Source organism: Spirillospora sp. NPDC048911, assembly GCF_043198015.1.
Taxonomy (GTDB): domain Bacteria; phylum Actinomycetota; class Actinomycetes; order Streptosporangiales; family Streptosporangiaceae; genus Spirillospora.
The window spans coordinates 265,968-290,781 of record NZ_JBICUD010000004.1; the positions used below are offsets into that span (position 1 = coordinate 265,968).

A 24,814-nucleotide genomic window follows, 5' to 3' on the forward strand; every position below is an offset into this window, starting at 1 on the left:
GCTCTGCCACCCGTCCGGGAGATGAAACGCCTGGTCCGGACGTTGGTGAGCGAGGAAGGAACAGCCCGCAGGGTTTGCCGGAGGCAAAGGCGGGGCCTTGGCCGCGTCATCCGCCGTCAAGGGCCTGGACGCCGGATCTGGAGCGAACGCGGGCGGGCGGCGATGCCGGGAGGGGTGTGGCTCGCGTGTTGTGTCCGGGAAGGCGGGCGGGCCTGGTCAGGTGGCCGGAGCCGGCTGCCGGACGGGGATCACGCCTGGTCGGAGACTCAGGGGAAGACCTGGGGAAATGAAAGCGACGCCGGGTGGATACGGGGGCAATCCACCCGGCGTCGCATCATCGGTGTTCCGACGGGGGCCCGGAACACCGGCACGGGCGCTCCGACGGGGGACCAGAGCGCCGGTACAAATCGTACACCGAAACCCCCTGCGGTTAGTCAAGAGAAAGTCACGACCCGATTTCTGGTCGTTGTCCGGAAATCTGCTTGTGGTGCGGGCTGTCCGGTGGCGGGCTTCCAAGCGAAGCTTGTCCGTTGGAAGGGTGGCTGGGCGGGGGCTGTGGGATGGCGTAGCGTGCCGTCTCCGTGGGCTCGCGCCCGCCGTTCGCGAAGATCACACTGATGTAGGGGAGGAACAGCGCGCCGACCACCATGAGGCCGACGACCCACAGCGGGGCGCCGGCCATCGCCGTGATGACCGAGCCCACGAAGCAGCCCGTGCGGATTCCCATGGAGATCAGATAGCGGCGCTGGCGGTAGCCGATGTCCTCGGACATCGGCCGCGGCGCGTTGGTGACCGTGTAGACCTCGGCCTGCCGGCGGGGAATGACCTTCACCATTCCACGGTAAGCCCACGGGGGCTGACAGGCGACACCAGGGAGGGCACTATGACCGATCGAACGTACCGCGTGACCGAGATCGTCGGCACGTCTCCGGATTCCGTCGAGCACGCGGTCCGCAACGGGATCAGGCGCGCGTCGGAGACGCTGCGCCATCTGGACTGGTTCGAGGTGACCGAGGTCCGCGGCCAGATCGTGGACGGCGAGGTGGCCCACTTCCAGGTGGGCATGAAGGTCGGCTTCCGCCTCGAGGACTCCTAGGAGGCGTCCGGCCGGGCCCCGGTCACTCCGGGGCCCGGCCGGACGTCCCGCGGTCGCTCAGGAGGCCTGGGAGACCGTCGACATGTTGAAGTCCGGCACGCGGACGGGGGCCATGGCGGCGCGCGTGAAGTAGTCCGACCACTCGCGCGGCAGCGTCGCCTCGGTCGCGCCGACCTCGGACAGCCGCGACAGCAGGTCCACCGGGCTCTCGTTGAACCGGAAGTTGTTGACCTCGCCGACGACCTCGCCGTTCTCGACGAGGTAGACGCCGTCCCGGGTGAGGCCGGTGAGCAGCAGGCTCTGCGGATCGACCTCGCGGATGTACCACAGGCAGGTCAGCAGCAGGCCGCGCTCGGTGCGCGCCACCATCTCCTCCACCGACGCCGACGAGCCCTCCGGCCCCGCGAAGATCAGGTTGTCGATGCCCGGGGTGAGCGGCAGCCCGGTCAGCTCGGCCGACTTGCGCGTCTGCGTGAGCGCCCGGAGCGTGCCGTCGGAGATCCAGTCGGTGGCGCCGAGGTCCAGTCCGTTGTCGAAGACCGACGAGTCGCGGCTGGAGGCGTGCGCGACGACGAACGGGGCGCACTCCATCCCGGCGGCGCGCGGGTCGCTCGACAGCCGGACCGGCAGGCTCGCGAGCTTCTCGCCGACGCGGGTGCCGCCGCCCGGCGCGCTGAACACCGTCCGGCCGTCGTGCGCGTCCTGGGCGCTGGCCGACCAGTAGAGGTAGATCATCAAGTCGGCCACGGCGCTCGGCGGCAGGATCGTCTCGTACCGCCCGGCCGGCAGGTCCACCCGCCGCCGCCCCCAGTCGAGGCGGCGCGCCAGGTCGCCGGTGAGCCCCGGGACGTCGACGTCGGTGAAGTCGCGCGTGCCGACGCCGGCCCAGGCCGAGCCGCCGCCGCCCTTGGCGTTGACCTCCAGCAGCCCGGTCGGCTGGTCGTGGCGCAGCCGGAGTCCCGCCGACGTGCCGACGAACGAGGACGTGAGCACGTGGTTGGCGAATCCGTACAGCTTGCGGCCGGCGCCCTCGGCCTCGGCGAACGCCTCACCGAGCGCGGGAGCGAACCCGGCGAAGACCCCGATGCCGGTCTCGGCCGGCGCGTCGTCCCAGCCGCCGCCCGGCGCGTCCGACGTGATGAGCGGCGCCGAGTCCTCGGCGGGCTCGCTGCCCTCGGCCACCCTCTCGGCGGCGCGGACGAGGTCCTCGATGCCGTCGGCGCCGACCCCCGCCCGCGACACCACGCCCGTGGCGACGCCGCCGCCGGTGCCGCGCATCGCGATGACCGTCAGCCGGTTGGAGCGGGTGACGCCGTTGGTGGTCAGGGTGTTGCCCGCCCAGCGCAGGTTGGCGGTGCTGGACTCGTCGGCGATGACGACGCAGTCGTCGGTGCGCGACAGCGCCAGCGCCCGCTCGACGGCCTCCTGCGGCCTGATGCTCGTCACTGGCCGGCCTCCTTGAGGGCGTTGAGGATGTTGACCCCGCGGAACAGCGCCGACGGGCAGCCATGGCTGACCGGGGCGACCTGGCCGGGCTGGCCCTTGCCGCAGTTGAACGCGCCGCCCAGCACGTAGGTCTGCGGGCCGCCGACGGCCTCCATGGAGTTCCAGAAGTCGGTGGTGGTGGCCTGGTAGGCCACGTCGCGCAGCTGGCCCGCCAGCCGGCCGTTCTCGATCTTGTAGAAGCGCTGGCCGGTGAACTGGAAGTTGTAGCGCTGCATGTCGATCGACCAGCTCTTGTCGCCGAGGATGTAGACGCCGCGCTCGACGCCGGAGATGAGCTCGTCGGTGCTCGGGCCGTCCAGCGCGGGCTGCAGCGACACGTTCGCCATCCGCTGCAGCGGCATGCTCGACGCCGCGTCGGCGAACGCGCAGCCGTTCGACCGCTCCTGGCCGGTGAGGCGCGCGATGCGCCGGTCGAGCTGGTAGCCGGTGAACAGGCCGCCGCTGACGATGTCGAACGACTGGCCCTCGACGCCCTCGTCGTCGTAGCCGATGGTGGCCAGCCCGTGCTCGGCCGTCCGGTCGCCGGTCACGTTCATGACGGCCGAGCCGTACTGCAGCTTGCCGAGTTTGTCGGGGGTGGCGAACGAGGTGCCCGCGTAGGCGGCCTCGTAGCCCAGCGCCCGGTCGAGCTCGGTGGCGTGGCCGATCGACTCGTGGATGGTCAGCCAGAGGTTCGACGGGTCGACGACCACGTCGTACACCCCCGCCTCGACCGACGGCGCGGCGAGCTTCTCGGCGAGCAGCTCGGGCATCGCGGCCAGCTCGCCGTCCCAGTCCCAGTGCGCGCCCGTCAGCCACTCCCAGCCGCGGCCGACCGGCGGGGCAAGGGTGCGCATGGTGTCGAACATGCCGTCGGCGATGCCCACCGCGGTGAGCGACGGATGCAGCCGCACCCGCTGCTGCGTGGTGACGGTGCCCCGCAGATCGGCGAAGAACTTGTTCTCCTTGATCTGGAGCAGCGACGCGTCCGCGTGGTCGACGTGGTCGCTGGCCAGCAGCCGGCGGGACCAGTCGGTCAGCAGCGCGACCTTGTCGGCGGTCGGCACCGCGAACGGGTCGGTCTCGTACGCGGAGACCCACGTGCGCTCACCGTGGACGGGCTCGGCGGCCAGCTCGATCGGCTCGCGGTTGACCGGTTTCGCCACCGCCGCCACCTCGACGGCCTGCGCGGCCACCCGGGCGGCGCCCTCGGGGGTGAGGTCGATGCCCGCGGCGAAGCCCCAGGTGCCGTCCTTCACCACCCGGACCGACAGGCCCACGTCGTCGGCGTCGAGCGCGGTCTCGAGCGCGGCGTCGTGCAGCCGCAGGCTCTGGCTTCGGATGCGTTCCAGCCGGAAGTCGGCGTGCTCGGCGCCCAGCTCACGGGCCCGGCTCAGGGCCGCGTCGGCGAGCGTGCGCAGCGGCAGCGCCACGAATTCGGGATCGATTTCATGCACCCTGGAAAACCTACCGCGTGGGCCGCCGGGCCCGTCCGGAACAAAGCCGGGAGACCGGATCTTGTCGGGAAGCCACATCTCCTCGCGGAGCCCCGGCCGATACGCTCTTTTGCGTTGTGACGCAGCTAACGAGAGGTACGACATGAGTCGCTCTGTCCTCGTGACCGGCGGTAACCGGGGCATCGGCCTCGCGATCGCCCGCGAGCTCGCCGCCGGCGGTGACGCGGTCGCGGTCACCTACCGGTCCGGGGAGCCTCCCGAGGGCCTGTTCGGCGTGAAGTGCGACGTGACGAGCATGGAGGACGTGGACGCCGCGTTCGCCAAGGTCGAGGCGGAGCAGGGCCCGGTCGAGGTCGTGGTGGCCAACGCCGGCATCACCAAGGACACGCTGCTGGCGATCATGAGCGAGGAGTCCTTCACCTCCGTCCTGGACACCAACCTGACCGGCGCGTTCCGCGTCGCCAAGCGCGGCGTCAAGGGCATGATGCGCAAGCGCAAGGGCAGGATCATCCTCGTCTCCTCCGTCGTCGGGCTGCTCGGCTCGGCCGGCCAGGCCAACTACGCCGCCTCCAAGGCGGGCATGGTGGGCTTCGCCCGGTCGCTGGCCCGCGAGCTCGGCTCCCGCAACATCACCGTCAACGTGGTCGCCCCCGGCTTCGTCGACACCGACATGACGGCCGCGCTGAGCGAGGACCAGCAGAAGACGATCAGGAGCGTGATCCCGCTCGGCCGCGTCGCCGAGCCGGTGGAGATCGCCAAGACCGTCCGGTTCCTCGCCGGCGACGACGCGTCCTACATCACCGGGGCCGTGATCCCGGTCGACGGCGGCTTGGGAATGGGACACTGAGCATGGGAATCCTCGAAGGCAAGCGCATCCTGGTCACCGGCGTCCTCACCGACGCCTCGATCGGCTTCCACGTCGCGCGGGTCGCGCAGGAGCAGGGCGCCGAGGTGGTCCTCACCGCCTACCCGCGCCCGACGCTGACCCAGCGCACCGCCAAGCGGCTGCCGTCCGGCCCGGACTCGCCGCCGCCGGTGATCGAGCTCGACGTGATGAACACCGAGCACCTCGACGCCCTCGCCGGCAACCTCCAGGAGGTCGGCTTCGACCGCCTGGACGGCGTCGTGCACGCGATCGGGTTCGCCCCGCAGACCGCGCTCGGCGGCAACTTCCTGGAGACGCCCTGGGAGGACGTGGCGACCGCGGTGCACGCCTCCACGTTCTCGCTCAAGGCGCTGACCATGGCCTGCATGCCGCTGATGAAGGAGGGCGGCTCGGTGGTCGGCCTCGACTTCGACGCCACCAAGGCCTGGCCGGTGTACGACTGGATGGGCGTCGCCAAGGCGGGCCTGGAGTCGTGCGCCCGCTACCTCGCCAAGTACCTCGGGCCGCAGGGCATCCGGGTCAACCTGGTCGCCGCCGGGCCGCTGGCCACGATGGCCGCCAAGAGCATCCCCGGCTTCGAGGGCATGGTCGAGATGTGGCCGCAGGCCGCGCCGCTCGGCTGGGACGTCAAGAACAGCGACCCCACGGCGCGCGCCTGCGTCGCGCTGCTGTCGGACTGGTTCCCGGCGACCACCGCCGAGATCGTCCACGTCGACGGCGGTCTGCACGCCATCGGCGCCCCGGGCTAGACAGCGGAGACGGCGGGCCCCGTTCCTCCCTTCACCGGGGAGGAACGGGGCCCGCCGTCGCGTCCGGTCAGCCCTCCGCGGCGCGGCGCCGCAGGCGGCGGCCGAGCACGCTGAGGTTGAGCGCGCCCACGGCGCCCGCCGCGGCCGCCGCCGCGGCGACCCACATCACCTCGTCGTCCTGGCGGCCCGAGGCCGCCACGGGCGAGATGAGGCGGGTCTGGGGCGTGCCGGGCTGCTGCAGGTAGGCGCGCGGGTCGGCGGCCACCTCGGGCGTCGGCAGGACGCCCGGCAGGCTGGCCGTCGGCACCGAGGGGGAGTAGGGCCGCACGCTGCCGGGCCGGCTGAGCGTGACCGGTCCGGAGCCCTGTTGCGGCTGAACCCCGCCGCTGCCGCCGCTCTTGGACGGTGCCTGCGAGCCCTTGGACGACTTGGTGCTCTTGCCGCTGGAGCTCTTCTTCAGTGGAGGCTTCTTCGAGGGCGTCGGCTTCGGCGTCGTCTGCGGCTTCTTGGGCGTGAGGCTCTCGCGCAGGTTGCCGAGCTGGCACTTCCAGTTCTCGAGGGTGCTCTGGGGATCGGTGCCCTTCTTGCAGGGCTTCGACGCCGTCGCGGTGCCCGCGTACGCCGCCGGCGCCCCCAGGAACACCAGGACGAGGGCGCCCGCCGACACCGCGGTGGTGGCCGAGCCGAACCGCCTGAAGCGCCGCCGCCGCACCCGCTCCTGCGCCACGCCAATCCCCATGCGCGTCACTCCCCATGCAGTTGTTGACACCCGGTCCAAGATGTCGCAGGCCCCACGATAACGGTTCAGGCCGGTCCCGTCACGGGGGTGCCATTGGACCGATCCTGCCCCGCCCGGCCTCACCCGTAAACACCGGATTCACTGCACCACGAGCCGCGCCAGTCGGGTGCGGCGGGCGGGGGCGTTCGTCTCGCGGACGGCGCGCGCCAGCGCGGGTCCGGCGGCCTGCACGACCGAGAGATGGCGGCGCGCCAATCCGAACGCGGTGGCCACCAGCGGACGGGAGAGCCCGGCGTCCGGCAGCACGGCCACGACGGCGGGCCGCCGCGTTCCCCGGCCCTGGGCCACGGTGACCGCCCAGCCGTGCCGCAGGCGGCCTGTCAGCGCCGCGGGGACGTCGGCGGTGCCTCCCGCGAAGGCGATCTGGAGGGCGCCGCCCTCGGCGCCGGTGACGGTCCCCGTCTCGCCCACGGCGGCCTGCGGCAGCGGCGCGGCCACCACGACACGGTCGCCCGGGTCGAAGCCCCCGTACGCGCCGGGGCCGGGGTTGACGCGGGCCTTCAGCGCGGCGTTGAGCGCGGCGGTGCCCGCCTCGCCGCTCGCCGCCGGCGCCACCACCTGCACGTCGTCCAGGGCGATGCCCAGCGCGCGGGGGATGGAGTCGGTGACGAGCTGCACCGTTCGGTGCACGGCCTCGCGCGGGTCGGCCGCCGGGACGATCACGACCTCCTTGCCCGGCGCCTCGACCGGGACCAGGCCGCCCGCCCGCACGGCCGCGGTCAGCGCGGCGATCGGATCGGCCGCCGCCGCCGGCTCGAGGTCGACGACCGGCACGGTCTCCGACACCGCCAGATCGCCGAGGACGTGCCCCGGCCCGCTCGGCGGCAGTGCCCCGGGCTCGCCGCCGAGGACCAGGTGCGTCCCGTCCGCGCACGCCTCGACCAGCACGGCGCACAGCTCCACGTCCAGGCCCGCCGCGTCCGGGAGCACGACCAGGTCGAGCTCGAACGGCCGCTGCTCGCCTCGGGCGAACACCACGGCGCCCGGCGCCGCCGCGGCGTCCTCCAGCGGCTCCAGCAGCCGGTGCAACCCCACGACCACGACATCGTCCGCTTCGCCACGCAGGTCTGTTCCATTCTGGGGGGACGACCCCCCAGCAACGGCCACGCCGACCTTCCTCGCTTCGCTCCGAAGGTCGGCGGCAGCACGTTCGCTCGCCGTCACCACGGCCGCGCGCAGGCCGTTCGCTGTGGCGGCTCTGGCGAGGAGGAGCGCGGTCTCGGCGAGGTCGTCCAGCGTGCCCCGCAGCAGGCAGACGCCGGTGCGCAGCGAGGCGGTGAGGGCGAGGGAACGATCCTCCGGGAGGCCCGCGCGGGCCTCCTTGATCGCGGCGTTGTCCAGCAGCGGGCTCGCGGTGGCGTTCAGGCGCTGGAAGCCCTCGGCCGCCGCCTCCTCGGGCAGCGCCCAGCGGGCGAGGCCGAGCGTCTCCTCCGGCTCGGGCGGTTCGGCGTCGTCGTCCTCGAACGCGGCCTCGTCGAACTCGGGCTCCTCGGTGAGCGAGAGGACCTCGGCCTCGTCCAGCGCGTCGTCGATCGCCTTGCGGGCGTCGGGAACGCCGAGGCCGCCCAGCGCCGACTCGACCTCGGCGAGGGGCGTCGCGGTGTGGCCCTGCCGCGCGGCCTCGGTGAGCAGATGCTCCACCAGCGCGCGGCCCCGGCGCGGATCGTCCGGTTTGGCCGCGTCACCGAGCACCTGGCGGGCGAAGTGGTCGGCCTGCTGCGGCCGGACGCCCGGGACGCGCAGCAGCCGCCACGGGTCCTCGCGGAGGCGCCCGGCGGCGCCCGCGCCGAGCCGCGCGGCGGCGCGGGCGGCGAACGAGGCGGGCACGCCGGTGGAGGCGAAGAGGTCGGTCAGGTCGGAATCGGTCACGGGATCCCCGGTAGCGGAAGCGGACGGCCGGTGGTCATTGAACATCGGATGAACGTCGAACGTCAGGAGTGCGGCGCCGACATGTCGGAGACGTCGTCCAGGGCGGAGCGGATCGAGTGGGGGAGCGTGAGGCCCTCGCTCTCCAGCGCGACCGCGAGCTGAGCCGCCGTGCGCGCCCCGACGATCGGCGCGACCACGCCCGGGCGGTCGCGGACCCAGCTGAGCGCCACGCTCAGCGGCGAGACGCCGAGGCCCTCGGCGGCCGTCACCACCGACTCCACGATCCGGCCGCACTCCTCGTCGAGGTAGGGCTGCACGAACTCGTTGAAGTGCGGGGCGGCGGCGCGCGAGTCGGCGGGGATGCCGGTGCGGTACTTGCCGGTGAGCACCCCGCGGCCCAGCGGGGACCACGGCAGGACCCCCGTGCCCGCGTCGACGGCGGCGGGCACGACCTCGCGCTCGATGTCGCGGCGCAGCAGCGAGTACTCCAGCTGCGCGGACACGACCGGGGCGCGGCCGGGCCAGGCCTTCTGCCAGGCCGCCGCCTTGGCCAGCTGCCAGCCGGTGTAGTTGGAGACGCCGACGTAGCGGGTGCGGCCGGAGACGATCGCCTCGTCGAGGGCGGACAACGTCTCCTCGATCGGCGTCGCCGGGTCGTACACGTGCAGCTGCCACAGGTCGACGTACTCCAGCCCCAGCCGGTCCAGCGAGGCGTCCAGCGCGCCGAGGAGATGGCGGCGGGAGGCGTCGTAGCGGCCGTTGGGGCGGATCGCCGCCTTGGTGGCGACCACCATCTCGTCGCGGTCGACCAGCTCGCGCAGGAGGTGCCCGAGGATCCGCTCGCTGTCGCCCTCGCTGTAGACGTCGGCGGTGTCCACGAGGGACCCCCCGGCCTCCACGAAGGCGGTCAGCTGCGCGGCGGCCTCCTCCGGCGCGGTGTCCTGGCCCCACGTCATGGTGCCCAGACCCAGCCGGGACACCAGCAGTCCGCTCCGGCCGAGGTGACGCTGTTCCATAGGGCGTCAATGTATCGGGGAACGGAAGCGGTCCAGGTCCGGCGGGGCGCGCGGGCGCCCGGGGAACGCTACGCTTCCTTCGGGAACATGCGTCGGCGCGTGGTTCGTGCCTGAGGGGAAGCTCACCTAGTGAACGTCGTGGAAGCGACCGTGCTCGGAATCGTCCAGGGGCTCACGGAGTTCCTGCCGATCTCCAGTTCGGGTCACCTGCTCTTCGTCCCCAAGTTCATGGGGTGGGACGATCCGGGCGCGCCCTTCACGGCGGTGATCCAGCTCGGCACGATGGCGGCCGTCATCATCTACTTCTGGCGCGATCTGGTGAACATCGCGACCACGTGGACCAAGAGCCTGTGGACGCCTGACCTCCGCCGTCACCAGGACGCCCGGATGGGCTGGTACATCGGCCTCGGCACCATCCCGATCGGGATCTGCGGCCTGGCGTTCAAGGACTTCATCGAGGGCCCGTCGCGGAATCTGTGGATCAACTCCACCTCGCTGATCCTGATGGGCCTGCTGCTGATGGTGGCCGAGTGGGCGGGCAACCGCAAGCGCGAGGTCGCCGACCTCAACCTGCGCGACGGCCTGATCATCGGCGCGTTCCAGTGCCTGTCGCTGATCCCGGGCTCGTCGCGGTCGGGCTCGACCATGACCGGCGCGCTCTTTCTCGGCTACACCCGCGAGGCCGCGGCGCGCTACTCGTTCCTGCTGTCGGTGCCCGCGGTGGTGCTGTCGGGCGCCTTCGAGATGCGGCACGCGTTCGAGGGCGGGCTGCAGCTCGTGCCCACGATCATCGCCACCGTGGTGTCGTTCGTGGTCGGCTACGCCTGCATCGCCTGGCTGCTGAAGTACCTCACCCGGCACTCGATGATGATCTTCGTCTACTACCGGGTGGCGCTCGGCGGCATCATCATGGGCCTGCTGGCCGCCGGGGCGATCAGCGCGACCTGACCAGTGGACGGTGGCGTGGTCGGTGCCGCACCTGGCCGCTGACCTCGGATTCCTTGCCGCCGCAAGACTCCCGATCCGCGCCGTCTCGGGCTAGAGTTCGCGACCATGGCGCCCCCGCAGTTTCCGATGTACTCGCCGCAGCAGTTCCCCGACGACGGCGGGCAGATCGTCGAGCCGGTGTTCGGGGCGAGCCGCGCCGACGACCCGGGCTTCGTGGCGTCGACGCGGTCGGGGACGCTGCTCGGGCGGCTGCGGACCACGATGCTGGTGCTGATGGTCGCGCCGGTGCTGATCGCCGCCATCACCCCGCTGATCGTCCAGGACGGCAAGGGCCGGCTGGGCGACGCGCCGTGGTGGTTCTACCTGCCGCTGGCCGCCGGGGCCCTGCTGGCGGCGCTGGCGGGCCCGCGCGCCCCGCGCCCGATGGAGGCGGGGCTGGAGCCCGCGCAGGCGGTGGAGACGGCACTGCTGCAGTTCCGCCAAGCGCTGCTGCTGCGGTTCGCCCTGGCTGAGGGCGTCATCCTGCTCGGCCTTCCGCTCGCCATGGTCGGCCACAGCGAGCTGGTGTTCGTCGCCGGTTTCGTGCTCGGCTACCCGCTGCTGATCTGGCTGGCGCTGCCCACCACCGGGACCGTCGACCGGATCCGCGGCCGGCTGGAGTCGGCGGGGGCCGAGTCCCACCTCTGGGCCGGTCTGCTGGCCCGCGTGCCCCAAGGCAAGGCGTCCCAGGCCTAGGCGCGGACCTGGCCGCGAGCTTCAGAGCCAGCCGTTCTTGCGCAGCTTGCGGTAGACGATGCGGCAGGCCACCGCCATCACCACGAGGGCCAGCGGGTATCCGATGACCCAGTTGAGCTCGGGCATGTGCTTGAAGTTCATGCCGTAGATCCCGGCGATGGCGGTCGGCACCGCGATGATGGCCGCCCACGAGGAGATCTTGCGCATGTCCTCGTTCTGCTGCTTGCCGAGCAGGGCCAGGTGCGCGGTGAGGGCGCTGTTGAGCAGCTCGTTGTGGGCGTCCACGAGGCCGTCCACGCGCAGCAGGTGGTCGAGGACGTCGCGGAAGTACTCGCGGGTGGTGCCGCACTCGGCGACGCGGCCCTTGACGATCTCCTGGAGCACGGGGATGAGCGGGTCCTCGGCGCTGCGGAACTCCAGGACCTCGCGCTTCAGGGAGTAGATCTCCTCGGTGACGTCGGCGGCTCGCGGATCGAACACCGCGCGTTCGAGATTGATGATGTCCTGCTCAACCTCGTGCGCGACGACGCCGTAGTGGTCGACAACTTCATCGCAGACGGCGTAGAGCACGGAGGTGGCGCCGTACCTGAGGAGCTCGGGGTCGCTCTCCAGCCGCTTGCGCACCTTGCCGAGCGGGTTGCCGGGGCCGTGCCTGACCGTCACCACGAAGTCCTTGCCGAGGAACAGCTGGATCTCGCCGAGCTCGATGTCGGAGGTGTCGTCGTGGTAGGCGATGGACTTCAGCACGACGAAGAGCGTGTCGTCGTAGCGTTCCAGCTTGGGCCGCTGATGGGCGGAGACCGCGTCCTCGGCCGCCAGCGGGTGGAGCTTGAGCTCCTCGCGGATGAGCTCGAACTCGTCCTCGGTCGGCTCGAACAGGCCGATCCACGCGAAGCAGTCGCCCTTCGTCCGGGCGGCGTCGAACGCGTCGCTGATGTCGCCGTCGATCTCCTGGCGCACTCCGGCGGTGTAGATCGCCTTGTCCACAATCACGCAGGCATTCTTCCCGAAAATTCACGGCGAGCGTAATGATCTCCATTTCGTGCCCGGTCTCGTAGAGTGCGTGCTGTGACGACGCTTCTGCTGGTGCGGCACGGCCTCACCGCGCTGACCGGCCCCGTGCTGGCCGGCTGGACGCCCGATCTGCACCTGGACGAGCGCGGCCGGGCCCAGGTCCGCGACCTGGGCGCGCGGATCGCCGGGCTGCCGCTGGCGGCCGTGGTCTCCAGCCCGCTCGACCGGTGCCTGGAGACCGCCGAGGCGATCGCCGCCGGGCACGCCGACCCCATCGAGAAGATCGAGGTCGACGAGCGGTTCGGCGAGGTGCGCTACGGCGACTGGACCGGGCGGCCGCTGGAGGAGCTCGCCAAGGAGCCGCTGTGGCGGGTCGTCCAGGCGCATCCGAGCGCCGCCCGTTTCCCCGGCGAGGAGGGCGAGTCCCTGGCCGCCGCGCAGCACCGGGCCGTCACGGGCGTGCGGGAGTGGAACGAGCGCGTGGCCGCCGAGCACGGGCCGGACGCGATGTACGCGGTCTGCAGCCACGGCGACATCATCAAGGCGATCGTGGCCGACGCGCTCGGGCTCCACCTCGACCAGTTCCAGCGGATCCAGGCCGATCCGGCCTCGCTCACGGTGATCCGCTACACCGAGCTGCGGCCGTTCGTGGTCCGCCTGAACGACACCGGCGGCGGTGTGGCCGACCTGGTGCCCAAGCCGCCCGCGGACGGCGCGAGCGCCGGCGGCGGGGACGGTGACGCGCCCGTCGGCGGCGGCGCGTAGGGTCGTGGTCATGCCGGTCATCTCCTATGAACTCCCCGACAGGTTCGTCGCCGGCGCCGTCGGCCGGCCCGGGGAGCGCGCGTTCTTCTTGCAGGCGCGCTCGGGCCCGCGGGTGACCAGTGTCGGCCTGGAGAAGTTCCAGGTGACCCTGCTGGCCGAACGTCTCGAAGAGCTGCTGGACGAGGTGCTGCGGCGCAGCGGCGGCGACGCCGCGGTGCCCGCCGTCGCCCCGTCGGAACTGCGCGACGACGAGCCGCTCGACCAGCCGGTGGAGGAGGAGTTCAAGGTCGGCACCATGGCGCTCGCCTGGGACCCCGAGGACGAGCGCGTCATCATCGAGGCCCAGGAGGTCACCGAGGACGCCGAGGACGCCGAGGTCGGCGAGGACGACCCGGCCATCGTCGTGCTGCGGGTCCGCATCACCGCCGCCCAGGCGCGCGCGTTCGCCGAGCGCGCCCTGAAGGTGGTGGCCGCCGGCCGCCCGCCCTGCCCGCTGTGCGGTCTGCCGCTCGACGCGGCCGGCCATATCTGCCCACGCCAAAACGGGCATCTCGGTTGAGACGGCCCTGTGCTGGATCATGACCCCGGTGCCCTGGAGAATGAACGCATGACGCAGTCCTCCCGGGATCGCACCCCTGCCGGCGGCCGGTCGGTCTCGCCGCACGACGTCGAGGGGGCCGAGCGGCTGCTGCTGCGCGGCCGGCTCAACGTGGAGGGACGCCTCGTCCAGGCCTCCAACGCCACCCTCTACTGCTCGGTCGAGTGGGAGGGGCTGCAGGCCGCCTGCGTCTACAAGCCGGTCGCGGGGGAGCGGCCGCTGTGGGACTTCCCCGACGGCACGCTGGCCGACCGCGAGGTCGCCGCCTACGCGGTCTCGGAGGCGATGGGCTGGCACCTGGTGCCGCCGACGGTGCACCGCGACGGCCCGTACGGGCCGGGCATGGTGCAGCTGTGGGTCGAGCCCGACCCCGACATCGACCTGGTGGGCCTGTCGCGGTCGGACGACGACCCGATCCGCCGGATGGCGGTGTTCGACGCGGTCGTCAACAACGCCGACCGCAAGATCGGGCATCTCCTCCCGCCCGGCGACGGGCACGTCTACGGCTGCGACCACGGCGTCTGCTTCTCGGTGGAGTACAAGCTGCGCACGGTGCTGTGGCAGTGGCGCGGCAAGCCGCTGACCGGCGAGGCGCTGGAGGCGCTCGGCCGGGTCGAGACGGCGCTGCGCAAGGGCACGCTGGGCGACCGGCTCGCCGAGCTGCTCACCGCCGAGGAGGTGGACGCCACGCGCCGCAGGGTCGAGCTGATGCTCAAGCACCGCATTCACCCCTACCCGCCCGAAGACTGGCCCGCCATCCCCTGGCCGCCCCTGTGACGCCTGGGCGTGCCTCGCCGCCCCCCGGCCGCCGATGGTTTTGCCCGTAATGCTCCAATGGTCGCCATGTGCACGGCGATCGTCAGCGTCGACCCCTCGTCCCCCGTCCCGGTCCTCCTCGTCGGCGTCCGGGACGAGTTCGTCGCCCGGGCCTGGCAGCCGCCGGGCCCGCACTGGCCCGGGCGGCCCGGCCTGATCGGCGGCCGCGACCTGCGGGCCGGCGGCACCTGGTTCGCCGCCGACCCGGCGGCCCCGCGCGCCGCCTGCGTCCTCAACGGCCGCGGGCGGATGGCCCCGGAGGAGGCGCGCGCCTCCCGCGGCGAGCTGCCGCTGCTCGCCGCGGCCGGCGGTGATCCGGGCGGCCTCGAGCTGCCGCGCTTCGACCCGTTCCATCTGATCGGCGCGGGGCCCGGCGACGTGCGGCTGTGGAGCTGGGACGGCGTGGAGCTCACCGCGCGGCCGCTCGGCCCGGGCCTGCACCTGGTGGTGAACCGTGGCCTCGAAGGCGAGGGCCCCGAGACGGGCGGCTCCGAGGACGCCTACATGTCGGAACGCATCGCGCACTTCCGGCCCAGGCTCGCCGCCGCCGTCCGGCCCGAGCCCGGCGCGGCGGGCACCGCCGCGCAGGCGTGGGGCGAGTGGCTGCCCCTGGTGGACGGCGACGGCCTCGCGCGCGACGACAAGCGGGCGCTGCTGCCTCTCCTCGACCTCGGCGGGGGCGGGGTGTGGGGCACCACGTCGGTGAGCCTGGCCGCCCTCACCCGGGACGGCCTGCGCTACGACTTCTCGGCCGAGCCCGGCGACCCGCGCGCCTGGGGCCGCGTCCACTGAAAGACCCCGCCTGGCAAGTCGGCGTCACGCACCCCGCGATGGTCACTCCCGGTGCTAGTTTGACTACCTGTTGCGATCACGGGGGTGTGCGATGACGGGAAGCGGACGGAGGCTCGGCGCCGCGGCGGGGCTCGGCGCGGTCGTCTTCGGGCTGGCCGCCTGTGGCGGGGACGACGACGGTGGCGGGGGCGGCACGCTCAAGGTCGTCGGGTCGGCGGACGTCGACCACCTCGACACCGCGAGCGGCTACTCGACGATCAGCGGCCAGCTGAGCCGCCAGTACGCGCGGACGCTCTTCAACGTGAAGGGCGCCGGCGACTTCGACGCCGCCATCAAGATCCGGCCGGACGTCGCCCGGGAGCTGCCGACCACCGGCAACGGCGGCGTCAGCGCCGACGGCAGGACGTACACGATCAGGCTGCGCACCGGCGTCCGGTGGAACACCCCCACCCCCCGCGAGGTGACCGCGGCCGACTTCGTCCGCGGGCTCAAGCGCCTGTGCAACCCGGCGTCGCCCTCGGGGGCCATCGGCTACTACACCGGCACGATCACCGGCATGCAGGCGTTCTGCACGGGGTTCGGCAAGGTCGACGCCCGCGACGCCGCCGCGATCGCCCGCTACCAGAACGGCAACCAGGTCGCCGGGCTCCAGGCCAGGGACGCCAAGACGCTCGTGGTCAAGCTCAAGAGCAGGGCGAGCGACTTCACCAACATCCTCGGGATCCCGTTCTCCGCGGCGGCGCCGGCCGAGTACGACCGGTACGTTCCCGACAGCGCCGAGTTCCGTGAGCACACGATCTCCGACGGCCCGTACCAGATCACGGGGTACACGCCCAACAAGAGCTACACGCTCGCCAAGAACAAGAACTGGAAGCCCGAGACCGACCCGCTCCGCGGGCAGAACCCCGACCGGATCCAGATCACGATGGGCCAGGACTCGCCCGACGTGGTCCAGCAGCAGATCGAGCAGGGCACGGCCGACCTCTCCTGGGACCAGCCGGTGCCCACCAGCAGGATCCAGAGCCTGAAGTCCAACGGCGACTTCAAGATCATGCAGGGTTCCACCAGCAACCCGTACCTGGTCTTCAACACGCTGAGCCCCGCCAACGGCAAGGCCCTGTCCAAGCCGGCGGTACGGCGGGCGATCGAGTACGCGATCAACAAGACCGCGCTCGTCCAGATCTACGGCGGGCCGGACGTGAGCGGGGTGCTCAACCAGGTGATCCCGCCGGGCAGCGTCGGGCACGAGACGTACAACTCCTATCCGACCAGCGGCGACAACGGTGATCCGGCCAAGTGCAGGCAGCTGCTCGCGGCCGCCGGATACCCGGGCGGGCTCACGCTGAAGTATCCCTACCGCACCAACAGCAACCACCAGAAGATCGCACAGTCGGTGCAGGCCAACCTCAAGGCGTGCGGCATCACCGCCGACCTCACGGCCGACAGCAACGGCAACTTCTACGGCAAGACGCTGGTCACCCCGGCCGACGCCAGGGAAGGCAAGTGGGACATCGCCGCGCCGGGCTGGGTGCCGGACTGGTACGGCAACAACGGCCGCACCAACATCGTGCCGCTCTTCGACGGCCGCACGTACGGGCCCAACTCCACCGACTACGGCGGCTACGACAACGACGCGGTCAACGCCCTCATCGACAGGGCCCTCCAGGCGCCGGCCGAGGCCCAGGCCGCCACCGCCTGGGCCGAGGCCGACAAGCTGATCATGAAGGACGCCCCCGTGGTGCCGTTCATGAACCAGAAGTACCCGATCTTCCACTCGGCGAAGGTCTCCAACGCGCTCTACCTGCCGCAGTTCCAGTCCTACGACCTCGGCCAGATCAAGCTCTCCTGACGAAGGGCGTCAATGAGTCTCCTCGAGGTGACCGACCTCAAGGTCTCCTTCCCCACCGCCGACGGGGTGGTGCGCGCGGTGCGCGGCATGTCGTTCGGCGTCGACCGCGGCCGGACCCTCGGCATCGTCGGCGAGTCCGGCTCCGGCAAGAGCGTCAGCACGCAGACGCTGATGGGGCTGACCCCGGGCGCCACGGTGACGGGCCGCGCGCTGTTCGAGGGCCGCGACCTGCTGGCGGCCGGGGAGAAGGAGCTGCGGCGGATCCGCGGCGCGCGGATCGCGATGATCTTCCAGGATCCGCTGTCCAGCCTCCACCCGCTCTACCGGGTCGGCCGGCAGATCGAGGAGATGATCAAAGCGCACGAGCCGGGCACGGGCAGGGAGCAGGCGCGCAGGCGCGCCGTCGAGATGCTCGGCCTGGTCGGCATCCCGCGGCCGGACCGCCGCGCCGGCGACTACCCGCACCAGTTCTCCGGCGGCATGCGCCAGCGCGCGATGATCGCCATGGCGCTCGCCCTCAACCCCGCGCTCATCATCGCCGACGAGCCGACCACGGCCCTCGACGCCACCGTGCAGGCCCAGATCCTGGACCTGATGCGGCGGCTGCAGCGCGAGTTCGGCACCGCGCTGATCATGATCACGCACGATCTCGGCGTGATCGCGGACATGGCCGACGACGTGCTGGTGATGTACGGCGGCAAGCCCGCCGAGCACGCCGGCCGCCGCGGCCTCTACTACGGGCAGCATCACCCGTACACCAAGGGGCTGCTGCAGTCGGTGCCGGGCGCGGCCGGTGCCGGGACCCGGCTCAGGCCGATCCCGGGCCAGCCGCCGAGCCTGATCAACCTGCCGCCCGGGTGCGTGTTCCACCCGCGCTGCGAGTACGTGATGCCCCGGTGCCGCACCGAGGAGCCGCCGCTCATGCCGGTCCCGGCGCCGGCCGGCGCGGCCGGCGCGGCCGGCGCGGCGGCGCCGGAGCACGTCTCCGCGTGCTGGCTGCCGCCCGAGGCCGTCGGCCTGGGCGACGAGGCCGAACGCGTCCGCCGCCGCGCCGCCGGCATCGAGGACGCGGACGGGGGAGGCCGTTGACGGCGCGGGGCGAGGTCCTCGTGTCGATCGAGGACGTCCGCAAGCACTTCCCGATCAGGCAGGGGGTCGTCTTCAAGAAGGAGGTCGCCAGGGTGCACGCCGTCGACGGCGTCAGCCTGGAGATCCGCCGCGGGGAGACGCTCGGCGTCGTGGGGGAGAGCGGCTGCGGCAAGTCGACATTGGCGCGCTGCGTCACGGGGCTGCAGCCGGTGACCGGCGGCCGGATTCGGTTCGAGGGCACCGACATCGCCACGCTGTCGAAGGCGGGGCTCAAGAGCTTCCGCCGCGACGTTCAGATGATCTTCCAGGATCCGTACGGGGCGCTGAACCCGCGCCGCCGGGTCGGGTCCATCATCGGCGACCCGTTCGCGATCCACGCCATCGCCGACGGGCCCGAACGCAAGAGGCGGGTACAGGAGCTCATGGAGCTCGTCGGCCTCAACCCCGAGCACTACAACCGTTTCCCCGCGGAGTTCTCCGGCGGCCAGCGCCAGCGCATCGGCGTCGCCCGCGCGCTCGCGCTCAAGCCCAGGCTCATCGTCTGCGACGAGCCGGTGTCCGCGCTGGACGTCTCCATCCAGGCGCAGGTCATCAACCTGCTGAACGACCTTCAGGACGAGCTCGGCCTGACGTACGTCTTCATCGCCCACGACCTGTCGGTGGTCCGGTACGTGAGCGACCGGGTCGCGGTGATGTACCTCGGCAAGATCGGCGAGACGGCCCCGGTCGAAGACCTCTACGTCCTGCCGCGCCACCCCTACACCGCCGCGCTGCTGTCGGCCGCGTCGGTGCCTGACCCCGACAAGGCCGACCGGGCCGAGCGCATCGTGCTGAGCGGCGACGTGCCCTCGCCCGTCGACCCGCCGTCCGGCTGCCGGTTCCATCCGCGCTGCCCGAAGGCCCGGGAACGCTGCGTCGCCGAGGAGCCGGTGCTCACCGTCAAGGGCGCCGGCGCGCCGGACCACGCGGCGGCCTGCCACTTCCCGGTCGAGCCGGGCGAGCGGCTGGCCGGCGAGCACGCCGGGATCGAGCAGGAGTCCACCGAGCCCGAGCTGCCGGAGGTCCCGTCATGAGCCGTTCCGAACTCGAGTCCGAACTGCCCGCGGCCAGCACCGAGCCGGCCCGGGTGCAGGGACGCGGCCCGTTCCAGCTGGCCTGGGCACGCTTCCGCGGCGACACGGTCGCGCTGATCTCGCTCGCGGTGCTGCTGCTGATCGTGCTCTTCGCGCTCCTGGCGCCGCTCTGGGCGGCGTGGACGGGCCATCCGTACGACGCGACGTTCCCGCGGACCGGGCTCGACGTCAACGGGCAGCCGGCCGGACCGGGCGGCGAGTTCTGGCTGGGCGCCGACCAGCTCGGCCGCGACGTGCTGGTCCGGGCGGCGTACGGCGCGCGGATCTCCCTCATCGTCGGCGTCGCCGCGGCCATGCTCGCGTCGCTGTCCGGCGTGGCCGTCGGCGTGCTCGCCGGCTACGCCGGCGGGGTCCTCGACACGATCCTCGCGCGGGCGATGGACATCACGCTCGCCCTGCCCTACCTGCTGGTGGCCATCGTGCTGGCGGTCACCTTCCAGCCCACCTCGGTGACGGCGAGCCTGACGATGACCATCGTCGTCATCGCGTTCTTCTCGTTCGCCGCGACCGGCCGGATCATCCGCGGCCAGGTGATGTCGCTGAAGCGGAAGGAGTTCATCGAGGCGGCGCGCTCGCTCGGCGCCGGGCACCGGCGGGTGATGGTCGTCGACGTCCTGCCCAACCTCGTCGCGCAGGTCACCGTGCTGGCCTCGCTGCTGGTGCCGACGTCGATCGTGTTCGAGGCGACGCTGTCGTTCCTCGGCGTCGGGGTGCGGCTGCCGATGCCGAGCTGGGGCGGCATGCTCGGCGAGGGCTCCGACGTCTTCCAGACGGCGTGGTGGCTGCTGGCGGTGCCCGGCGTCCTCCTGCTGCTGACCACGCTGTCGTTCAACCTGGTGGGCGACGCGATCCGGGACGCCCTGGATCCGCGCGGCGACCGGATCCCCGGGAAGAGGTGACCGGGATGCCGCGCTTCATCGTCCGCCGCCTGCTCTACGCGATCCTGGTGATCTGGCTCGTGGCCACGCTGGTCTTCGCGCTGCTGCAACTGTCGCCGGTCGCCGTCGAGCGGACCATCGGCGGGCCGCGGGCCAGCACCGAAACGCTCGCGCTGATCCGGCACAACCTCGGTCTCGACCAGCCCGTGCTCGTCCAGTACTGGGACTTCCTCAAGCGGCTGCTCACGGGCGACCTCGGCTTCTCCTACATCAACAACACGGCGGTGACCGCCCTGATCGCCGACCGGTTGCCGACCACGCTCTACCTGGTGCTCGGCGCCGGGGTCATCTGGTTCACCGGCGGTGTCGCGATCGGCGTGTTCAGCGCCACGCACGCGCGCGGGGTCCGCGACCGGCTGGTCACGGTCTTCGTGCTCATCGGCCTGTCCACGCCGCCGTTCGTGATGGCGCTGTTCCTGCTCTACCTGTTCTCCACCAAACTCGGCGAGCTGGGCTTCCGGTTCTTCGAGGCCGGCCCGCCGCTGCAGGAGCACTTCCTCCAGCGGATGATCCTGCCCTGGCTCGGCCTGGCGTTCCTGATGGTCGCCGCCTACACCCGGCTCACCCGCGGCTCGATGATGGACGTGATGGGCGAGGACTACATCCGCACGGCGCGCGCCAAGGGCCTGTCCGAGCTCCGGGTGACCTGCCGGCACGGGCTGCGGGCCGCGCTGACCCCGGTCGTCACCCAGTACGGCATCGACCTCGGCGCGCTGATCGGCTCGACGATCGTCACCGAGAAGGTGTTCGGGCTCCAGGGCGTCGGGCAGCTGGTCTACCAATCGATCGCGGTGGGGGACACGCCGGTGATCATCGGGGTGACGATGATGGTGACGCTGTTCGTGATCGTCGCCAACCTGCTCGTGGACGTCGGCTACTCGTTCCTCGACCCGAGGGTCCGCCTCACGTGAATCCAGGGAGGCAAGCCCGCGAGGTTTGTCACGTGTAGGACGCAGATAAGCTTTTCCGTATGCGATCGTGGCCTGCACCCGAAGTGCCCAGCCTTTCTGACATCGGACTGCCGGCTCCGGCGCTCCGGCTGCACCTGCACGACACCGGGACGGGGTCGGTCCAGCCCACCCGGCCCGGTGAGACGGCGCGGATGTACGTCTGCGGGATCACGCCCTACGACGCCACCCACCTCGGGCACGCCAACACCTACCTCGCGTTCGACCTGGTCAACCGCGTCTGGCGAGACCTGGGCCACACCGTGCACTACGTGCAGAACGCCACCGACGTCGATGACCCGCTGCTGGAGCGTGCCCAGCAGACCGGCCAGGACTGGCGGGAGCTCGCCGACCGGGAGATCGCGCTGTTCCGCGAGGACATGACCGCGCTGCGAGTGCTGCCGCCGGACCAGTACGTGGGCGCGGTCGAGTCGATCCCGCTGATCGTAGAGATGATCGAGAAGCTGCGGGCCAAGGACGCCGCGTACGAGGTGGACGGCGACATCTACTTCCCGGTGGCCGCCGACCCCGACTTCGGCCAGGTGAGCCGCCTGGACCGCGCCGGGATGATGCCGCTGTTCGCCGAGCGCGGCGGCGACCCCGACCGGCCCGGCAAGAAGGACCCCCTCGACGCGCTGCTGTGGCTGGCCCAGCGGCCCGGCGAGCCCGGCTGGGACTCGCCCTTCGGCAAGGGCCGCCCCGGCTGGCACGTCGAGTGCTCCGCGATCTCCATCGAGCAACTGGGCATGGCGTTCGACGTCGAGGGCGGCGGCTCGGACCTGGCGTTCCCCCACCACGAGATGGGCGCCTCGCACGCGCAGGTCGCCACCGGCGAGCGGCCGCACGCCAAGGCCTACGTGCACGCGGGCATGGTGGGGCTGGACGGCGAGAAGATGTCCAAGTCCAAGGGCAACCTGGTCTTCGTCTCCAAGCTGCGGCGGTCCGGGGCCGACCCGATGGCCATCCGGCTGGGGCTGCTCGCCCACCACTACCGGTCCGACTGGGAGTGGACCGCCGGCCAGCTCGACGCCGCGCAGGCCCGCCTGGACCGGTGGCGCGAGGCCGTGCGGCGTCCGGCCGGGCCGCCCGCCGCGCAGCCGGCCGACGCGGTGCGCCGTCACCTGGCCGACGATCTGGACGCGCCCGCGGCGCTGGTCGCGGTGGACCGCTGGGCCGAGCGGGCCACCGCCGGCGAGGCCGGCGACGCGGCCGCTCCCGGTCAGATCCGCGCCCTCGTGGACGCCCTGCTCGGCGTCCGGCTCTGATCAGGAGCGGGCGCGACCGCCGCAGGCGGGCTCATTTGACGACGTAGCACTCCCAGTCGCCGGGAGTGGCCGCGTCGCCCCTCAGCCTGGCCTCCGCGAGCGGGCTCCACTGCGACCGGCAGACCTGCGTCATGGTGATCACCGTGTCGACCCCGATCCCCGTGTCGTGGACGCAGTACCACTGGCCGCTCCGGAAGTTGGCCGACTGCTCGGCGTCCCCCGTCTTGCAGTACCGGTCCGGATCGGGCGAGCCGAGCCGGACGGGCGCCGGCTTCGGCGTCGGGGTGCCGGTGGTGGGACTGCCGGACGGCGTGGGACTGCCGCTCGGCGAGCCCGGCGGCGTCGTGGAGACCTTCTCCCGGGCGTCGCCCCTGGCCCTCTCCTTCGCGTGCCTCCTGGTCTTCGCCCCGGGCGAGACGGTCCGTTCGGCGACCCGTCCGCCGCCCTGCGCCGCCACGACCGGATCCCGATCGCTCCGCTCCGGCCGGTCCGGCCAGGCCGCGAACGTGAACCCGCCCGCCCCGACGAGCGCGGCGGCTCCCCCCGTCGCGACCGCGGCGGCGAACCTGCGCCGCTTGCGCGGCGGAACGATGGGCGAGGTCGTCTGAGGATCGGCCGTCCGTTCGGGATCGTCCGGACGGAGCGGCGGCGCGACGTCCCGCACCGGCCTGCCGTCGATCCGGGTGGCCGCGGTGTCATCGGGCTGGACCGCCGCCTCGTGTCCCACCAGCCGGAGCATCAGCTGCGCCGCGGTGGGCCTGGCCGCCGGGTCCTTGGACATCGCGGCCGCCACCAGCCGGCGCAGGCGGCCGTCGAGCCCGCCGAGCTCCGGCTCCTGGTGCAGCACGCGGTGGATCACCGCCGAGATGGAGTCCACGCCGAACGGGGGCCGGCCGGTCGCCGCGAACGTCATCGTGGCGCCCCACGCGAACACGTCCGCCGCCGGGCCCACCGGGCCGCCGGTGATCTGCTCCGGCGCCATGTAGGCGGGCGTGCCGACGGCCTTGTCGCCCACCACGCTGGCCGCGTCCAGCAACCGGGACAGCCCGAAGTCGATCACCCGTGGGCCGTCCGGCCCGAGCAGCACGTTGGGGGGCTTCAGATCCCGGTGCACGATGCCGGCGCCGTGGATCGCGGCCAGCGCGCTGGCGGTGCTGACCGCCAGCCGGTCCAGCGCGCCGCCGGTGAGCGGCCCGGCCCGCGCCACCTGGTCGCTGAGCGCCGGCCCCGCCACGTACTCGCTGACCAGGTACGGGCTGTCGCCGATCGTGTCGGCGTCGAGGATCTGCGCGGTGCAGAAGCGGGCCACCTGCTTGGCGACCTCGGCCTCACGGATGAACCGGGTCCGCGCGACGCCGTCGTCGTCGAACTGCACCCGCAGCAGCTTGACCGCGACCGGCTGCCCGTCCGGGCCCCTGCCGAGGTAGACCGTGCCCTGGGCGCCCGCCCCCAGCCGTCCCACCAGCGCGTACGACCCCAGCAGCCTGGGATCGTGCGGCAGCAGCGGCTGAGCCTCCGGCACGACGTTCCCCTTGGTCCGTCTCAGTGGACCTGACGCATAATGCCACCTATGCCGCGGACATGGCATCCATCCGCCAAAGCGGCGAAGGCGGCATCGCCTCGCTAGCCGGCGTCTCTGCGGCGGAGGTAGCGCTCGAACTCGCGGGCGATGGCGTCGCCGCTGGCCTCGGGAAGCTCGGCGGCGTCCTTCTGCTCCTCCAGCGTGCGCACGTACTCGGCGACCTCGGAGTCCTCCTCGGCGAGCTCGTTGACGCCGTTCTCCCAGGCGCGCGCCTCTTCGGGCAGCTCGCCGAGCGGGACGGTGACGTCCAGGAGGTCCTCGACGCGGCGCAGCAGCGCGAGGGTGGCCTTGGGCGAGGGCGGCTGCGCGACGTAGTGCGGCACCGCCGCCCAGAGGGACACGGTGCTCAGGTCGGCCTTGCCGCAGGCGTCCTGCAGCACGCCGAGGATGCCGGTCGGGCCCTCGTAGCGGGCGGGCTCCAGGTGGAGGGTGGTGACCAGGCCGGCCTCGGAGGCGGCGCCGGTGACGGGGACCGGGCGGGTGTGCGGGGCGTCGGCGAGCAGCGCGCCCAGCAGCACGACGTTCTCCACGCCGAGCTGGATCATCAGTCCGACCAGCTCGCGGCAGAACGAGCGCCAGCGCATGTTGGGCTCGATGCCGTGCACCAGGACCACGTCGCGGCCCGCGGGAAGCCGCGCCCAGGAGATCCGGGTGGTCGGCCAGGTGATGCCGCGGCTCTCGCCGTCGACCATCTCGACGATCGGCCGGGTCACCTGGAAGTCGTAGTAGTCGTCCGGATCGAGCTCGGCGATGGGGACCGCGTCCCAGATGGTCTCGAGATGCTGGATGACCCCGCTGGCCGCCTCCCCGGCGTCGTTCCACCCTTCAAAAGCGGCCACGAGCACCGGGTCGACGAGTTCCGGCACGCTTTCGAGCTCGACCACGCGCTGCCTCCTTCCGACGTCGGGTACAGCGTCACCGAGGGGGGCGGCATTCCCGGGGGGTCCGGGGCCCGCTCAAGATCGGTGGCTGTCAGCCTACGTCCT

General features: G+C 72.3%; 24 protein-coding genes. 15 read left to right on the top strand and 9 right to left on the bottom strand.

All coding sequences use genetic code 11. The features are described from left to right. Positions 1–445 precede the first annotated feature (445 nt). Positions 446–835 carry a DUF3099 domain-containing protein gene (locus tag ACGFNU_RS19395; RefSeq protein ID WP_392595342.1) on the bottom strand — a complete coding sequence of 130 codons (390 nt, stop codon included), beginning with the start codon at positions 833–835 and terminating at the stop codon, positions 446–448. Positions 836–883: 48 nt separating this feature from the next. On the opposite strand from ACGFNU_RS19395, the gene ACGFNU_RS19400 reads away from it, so the two are divergent. Then, positions 884–1,096, top strand: a complete 213-nt coding sequence (locus ACGFNU_RS19400; RefSeq protein ID WP_392595344.1) for a dodecin — start codon at positions 884–886, stop codon at positions 1,094–1,096. A 57-nt stretch (positions 1,097–1,153) separates the two neighbouring features. Here the strand turns inward: ACGFNU_RS19400 and ACGFNU_RS19405 are convergent, their stop codons facing one another. Beyond that, entirely contained in the window at positions 1,154–2,533 is a 1,380-nt protein-coding gene (locus tag ACGFNU_RS19405) for a metallopeptidase TldD-related protein (RefSeq protein WP_392596475.1), read from the bottom strand. 5 nt (positions 2,534–2,538) lie between these two features. Beyond that, positions 2,539–4,038 carry a TldD/PmbA family protein gene (locus ACGFNU_RS19410; protein ID WP_392595346.1) on the bottom strand — a complete coding sequence of 500 codons (1,500 nt, stop codon included), beginning with the start codon at positions 4,036–4,038 and terminating at the stop codon, positions 2,539–2,541. A gap of 142 nt (positions 4,039–4,180) precedes the next feature. On the opposite strand from ACGFNU_RS19410, the gene ACGFNU_RS19415 reads away from it, so the two are divergent. Beyond that, entirely contained in the window at positions 4,181–4,885 is a 705-nt protein-coding gene (locus tag ACGFNU_RS19415) for a beta-ketoacyl-ACP reductase (protein WP_392595348.1), read from the top strand. A gap of 2 nt (positions 4,886–4,887) precedes the next feature. After that, a complete protein-coding gene (gene fabI / locus ACGFNU_RS19420; RefSeq protein WP_392595350.1) occupies positions 4,888–5,673 on the top strand; it encodes an enoyl-ACP reductase FabI in 786 nt (261 codons plus the stop codon). A gap of 67 nt (positions 5,674–5,740) precedes the next feature. Here fabI and ACGFNU_RS19425 read toward each other — a convergent pair whose 3' ends face one another. The 3 genes from ACGFNU_RS19425 to ACGFNU_RS19435 form a co-directional block, all read right to left on the bottom strand. Next, positions 5,741–6,412, bottom strand: a complete 672-nt coding sequence (locus tag ACGFNU_RS19425; protein ID WP_392595352.1) for a hypothetical protein — start codon at positions 6,410–6,412, stop codon at positions 5,741–5,743. A gap of 138 nt (positions 6,413–6,550) precedes the next feature. Next, a complete protein-coding gene (locus tag ACGFNU_RS19430) occupies positions 6,551–8,341 on the bottom strand; it encodes a helix-hairpin-helix domain-containing protein (RefSeq protein WP_392595353.1) in 1,791 nt (596 codons plus the stop codon). A 62-nt stretch (positions 8,342–8,403) separates the two neighbouring features. Beyond that, positions 8,404–9,357, bottom strand: a complete 954-nt coding sequence (locus ACGFNU_RS19435) for an aldo/keto reductase (RefSeq protein WP_392595355.1) — start codon at positions 9,355–9,357, stop codon at positions 8,404–8,406. 129 nt (positions 9,358–9,486) lie between these two features. On the opposite strand from ACGFNU_RS19435, the gene ACGFNU_RS19440 reads away from it, so the two are divergent. Further along, positions 9,487–10,305 carry an undecaprenyl-diphosphate phosphatase gene (locus tag ACGFNU_RS19440; protein WP_392595357.1) on the top strand — a complete coding sequence of 273 codons (819 nt, stop codon included), beginning with the start codon at positions 9,487–9,489 and terminating at the stop codon, positions 10,303–10,305. A gap of 105 nt (positions 10,306–10,410) precedes the next feature. Continuing rightward, positions 10,411–11,040, top strand: a complete 630-nt coding sequence (locus ACGFNU_RS19445) for a hypothetical protein (RefSeq protein WP_392595359.1) — start codon at positions 10,411–10,413, stop codon at positions 11,038–11,040. A 21-nt stretch (positions 11,041–11,061) separates the two neighbouring features. On the opposite strand, the gene corA is transcribed toward ACGFNU_RS19445, so the two are convergent. Then, complete coding sequence (gene corA / locus ACGFNU_RS19450) at positions 11,062–12,033, bottom strand: magnesium/cobalt transporter CorA (protein ID WP_392595360.1); 972 nt, start codon at positions 12,031–12,033, stop codon at positions 11,062–11,064. A gap of 75 nt (positions 12,034–12,108) precedes the next feature. Here corA and ACGFNU_RS19455 point away from each other — a divergent pair, with 75 nt between their 5' ends. The 10 genes from ACGFNU_RS19455 to mshC all read left to right on the top strand — a co-directional run bounded on the left by ACGFNU_RS19455 (position 12,109) and on the right by mshC (position 22,246). After that, positions 12,109–12,819 carry a histidine phosphatase family protein gene (locus ACGFNU_RS19455; RefSeq protein ID WP_392595362.1) on the top strand — a complete coding sequence of 237 codons (711 nt, stop codon included), beginning with the start codon at positions 12,109–12,111 and terminating at the stop codon, positions 12,817–12,819. A gap of 10 nt (positions 12,820–12,829) precedes the next feature. After that, entirely contained in the window at positions 12,830–13,378 is a 549-nt protein-coding gene (locus tag ACGFNU_RS19460; protein ID WP_392595364.1) for a DUF3090 domain-containing protein, read from the top strand. Between the two features lie 48 nt (positions 13,379–13,426). Next, positions 13,427–14,194: an SCO1664 family protein gene (locus ACGFNU_RS19465; protein ID WP_392595366.1), complete on the top strand. Its 768-nt coding sequence runs from the start codon at positions 13,427–13,429 to the stop codon at positions 14,192–14,194. Between the two features lie 66 nt (positions 14,195–14,260). Further along, positions 14,261–15,025 carry an NRDE family protein gene (locus tag ACGFNU_RS19470; RefSeq protein WP_392595367.1) on the top strand — a complete coding sequence of 255 codons (765 nt, stop codon included), beginning with the start codon at positions 14,261–14,263 and terminating at the stop codon, positions 15,023–15,025. A gap of 91 nt (positions 15,026–15,116) precedes the next feature. Continuing rightward, on the top strand, positions 15,117–16,874 hold the full coding sequence (locus ACGFNU_RS19475; protein WP_392595369.1) for an ABC transporter substrate-binding protein: 1,758 nt from the start codon (positions 15,117–15,119) through the stop codon (positions 16,872–16,874). 12 nt (positions 16,875–16,886) lie between these two features. Beyond that, positions 16,887–17,963: an ABC transporter ATP-binding protein gene (locus tag ACGFNU_RS19480; RefSeq protein WP_392595371.1), complete on the top strand. Its 1,077-nt coding sequence runs from the start codon at positions 16,887–16,889 to the stop codon at positions 17,961–17,963. After that, complete coding sequence (locus ACGFNU_RS19485; RefSeq protein WP_392595373.1) at positions 17,960–19,036, top strand: ABC transporter ATP-binding protein; 1,077 nt, start codon at positions 17,960–17,962, stop codon at positions 19,034–19,036. The genes ACGFNU_RS19480 and ACGFNU_RS19485 overlap by 4 nt, the downstream gene beginning before the upstream one ends. Further along, the gene (locus ACGFNU_RS19490) at positions 19,033–19,995 is read left to right on the top strand and encodes an ABC transporter permease (protein ID WP_392595375.1); all 963 of its coding nucleotides are present in this window, start codon (positions 19,033–19,035) and stop codon (positions 19,993–19,995) included. The genes ACGFNU_RS19485 and ACGFNU_RS19490 overlap by 4 nt, the downstream gene beginning before the upstream one ends. Positions 19,996–20,000: 5 nt before the next feature. Next, the gene (locus ACGFNU_RS19495; protein ID WP_392595376.1) at positions 20,001–20,945 is read left to right on the top strand and encodes an ABC transporter permease; all 945 of its coding nucleotides are present in this window, start codon (positions 20,001–20,003) and stop codon (positions 20,943–20,945) included. A 59-nt stretch (positions 20,946–21,004) separates the two neighbouring features. Further along, the gene (gene mshC, locus ACGFNU_RS19500) at positions 21,005–22,246 is read left to right on the top strand and encodes a cysteine--1-D-myo-inosityl 2-amino-2-deoxy-alpha-D-glucopyranoside ligase (protein WP_392595378.1); all 1,242 of its coding nucleotides are present in this window, start codon (positions 21,005–21,007) and stop codon (positions 22,244–22,246) included. A gap of 31 nt (positions 22,247–22,277) precedes the next feature. Here the strand turns inward: mshC and ACGFNU_RS19505 are convergent, their stop codons facing one another. Both ACGFNU_RS19505 and ACGFNU_RS19510 read right to left on the bottom strand, forming a co-directional pair. Further along, positions 22,278–23,768, bottom strand: coding sequence for a serine/threonine-protein kinase (locus ACGFNU_RS19505; RefSeq protein WP_392595379.1), 1,491 nt, complete (start codon positions 23,766–23,768; stop codon positions 22,278–22,280). 101 nt (positions 23,769–23,869) lie between these two features. After that, positions 23,870–24,712, bottom strand: coding sequence for a PAC2 family protein (locus ACGFNU_RS19510; protein ID WP_392595381.1), 843 nt, complete (start codon positions 24,710–24,712; stop codon positions 23,870–23,872). Positions 24,713–24,814: the final 102 nt, after the last annotated feature.

What these genes read in the sequence shown, in the direction of transcription:
- ACGFNU_RS19395 (WP_392595342.1), bottom strand. Translation starts at nt 835, where the DNA reads ATGGTGAAGGTCATTCCCCGCCGGCAGGCCGAGGTCTACACGGTCACC.
- ACGFNU_RS19400 (WP_392595344.1), top strand. Translation starts at nt 884, where the DNA reads ATGACCGATCGAACGTACCGCGTGACCGAGATCGTCGGCACGTCTCCG.
- ACGFNU_RS19415 (WP_392595348.1), top strand. Translation starts at nt 4,181, where the DNA reads ATGAGTCGCTCTGTCCTCGTGACCGGCGGTAACCGGGGCATCGGCCTC.
- fabI (WP_392595350.1), top strand. Translation starts at nt 4,888, where the DNA reads ATGGGAATCCTCGAAGGCAAGCGCATCCTGGTCACCGGCGTCCTCACC.
- ACGFNU_RS19425 (WP_392595352.1), bottom strand. Translation starts at nt 6,412, where the DNA reads ATGGGGATTGGCGTGGCGCAGGAGCGGGTGCGGCGGCGGCGCTTCAGG.
- ACGFNU_RS19435 (WP_392595355.1), bottom strand. Translation starts at nt 9,357, where the DNA reads ATGGAACAGCGTCACCTCGGCCGGAGCGGACTGCTGGTGTCCCGGCTG.
- ACGFNU_RS19445 (WP_392595359.1), top strand. Translation starts at nt 10,411, where the DNA reads ATGGCGCCCCCGCAGTTTCCGATGTACTCGCCGCAGCAGTTCCCCGAC.
- ACGFNU_RS19460 (WP_392595364.1), top strand. Translation starts at nt 12,830, where the DNA reads ATGCCGGTCATCTCCTATGAACTCCCCGACAGGTTCGTCGCCGGCGCC.
- ACGFNU_RS19465 (WP_392595366.1), top strand. Translation starts at nt 13,427, where the DNA reads ATGACGCAGTCCTCCCGGGATCGCACCCCTGCCGGCGGCCGGTCGGTC.
- ACGFNU_RS19470 (WP_392595367.1), top strand. Translation starts at nt 14,261, where the DNA reads ATGTGCACGGCGATCGTCAGCGTCGACCCCTCGTCCCCCGTCCCGGTC.
- ACGFNU_RS19475 (WP_392595369.1), top strand. Translation starts at nt 15,117, where the DNA reads ATGACGGGAAGCGGACGGAGGCTCGGCGCCGCGGCGGGGCTCGGCGCG.
- ACGFNU_RS19480 (WP_392595371.1), top strand. Translation starts at nt 16,887, where the DNA reads ATGAGTCTCCTCGAGGTGACCGACCTCAAGGTCTCCTTCCCCACCGCC.
- ACGFNU_RS19490 (WP_392595375.1), top strand. Translation starts at nt 19,033, where the DNA reads ATGAGCCGTTCCGAACTCGAGTCCGAACTGCCCGCGGCCAGCACCGAG.
- ACGFNU_RS19495 (WP_392595376.1), top strand. Translation starts at nt 20,001, where the DNA reads ATGCCGCGCTTCATCGTCCGCCGCCTGCTCTACGCGATCCTGGTGATC.
- mshC (WP_392595378.1), top strand. Translation starts at nt 21,005, where the DNA reads ATGCGATCGTGGCCTGCACCCGAAGTGCCCAGCCTTTCTGACATCGGA.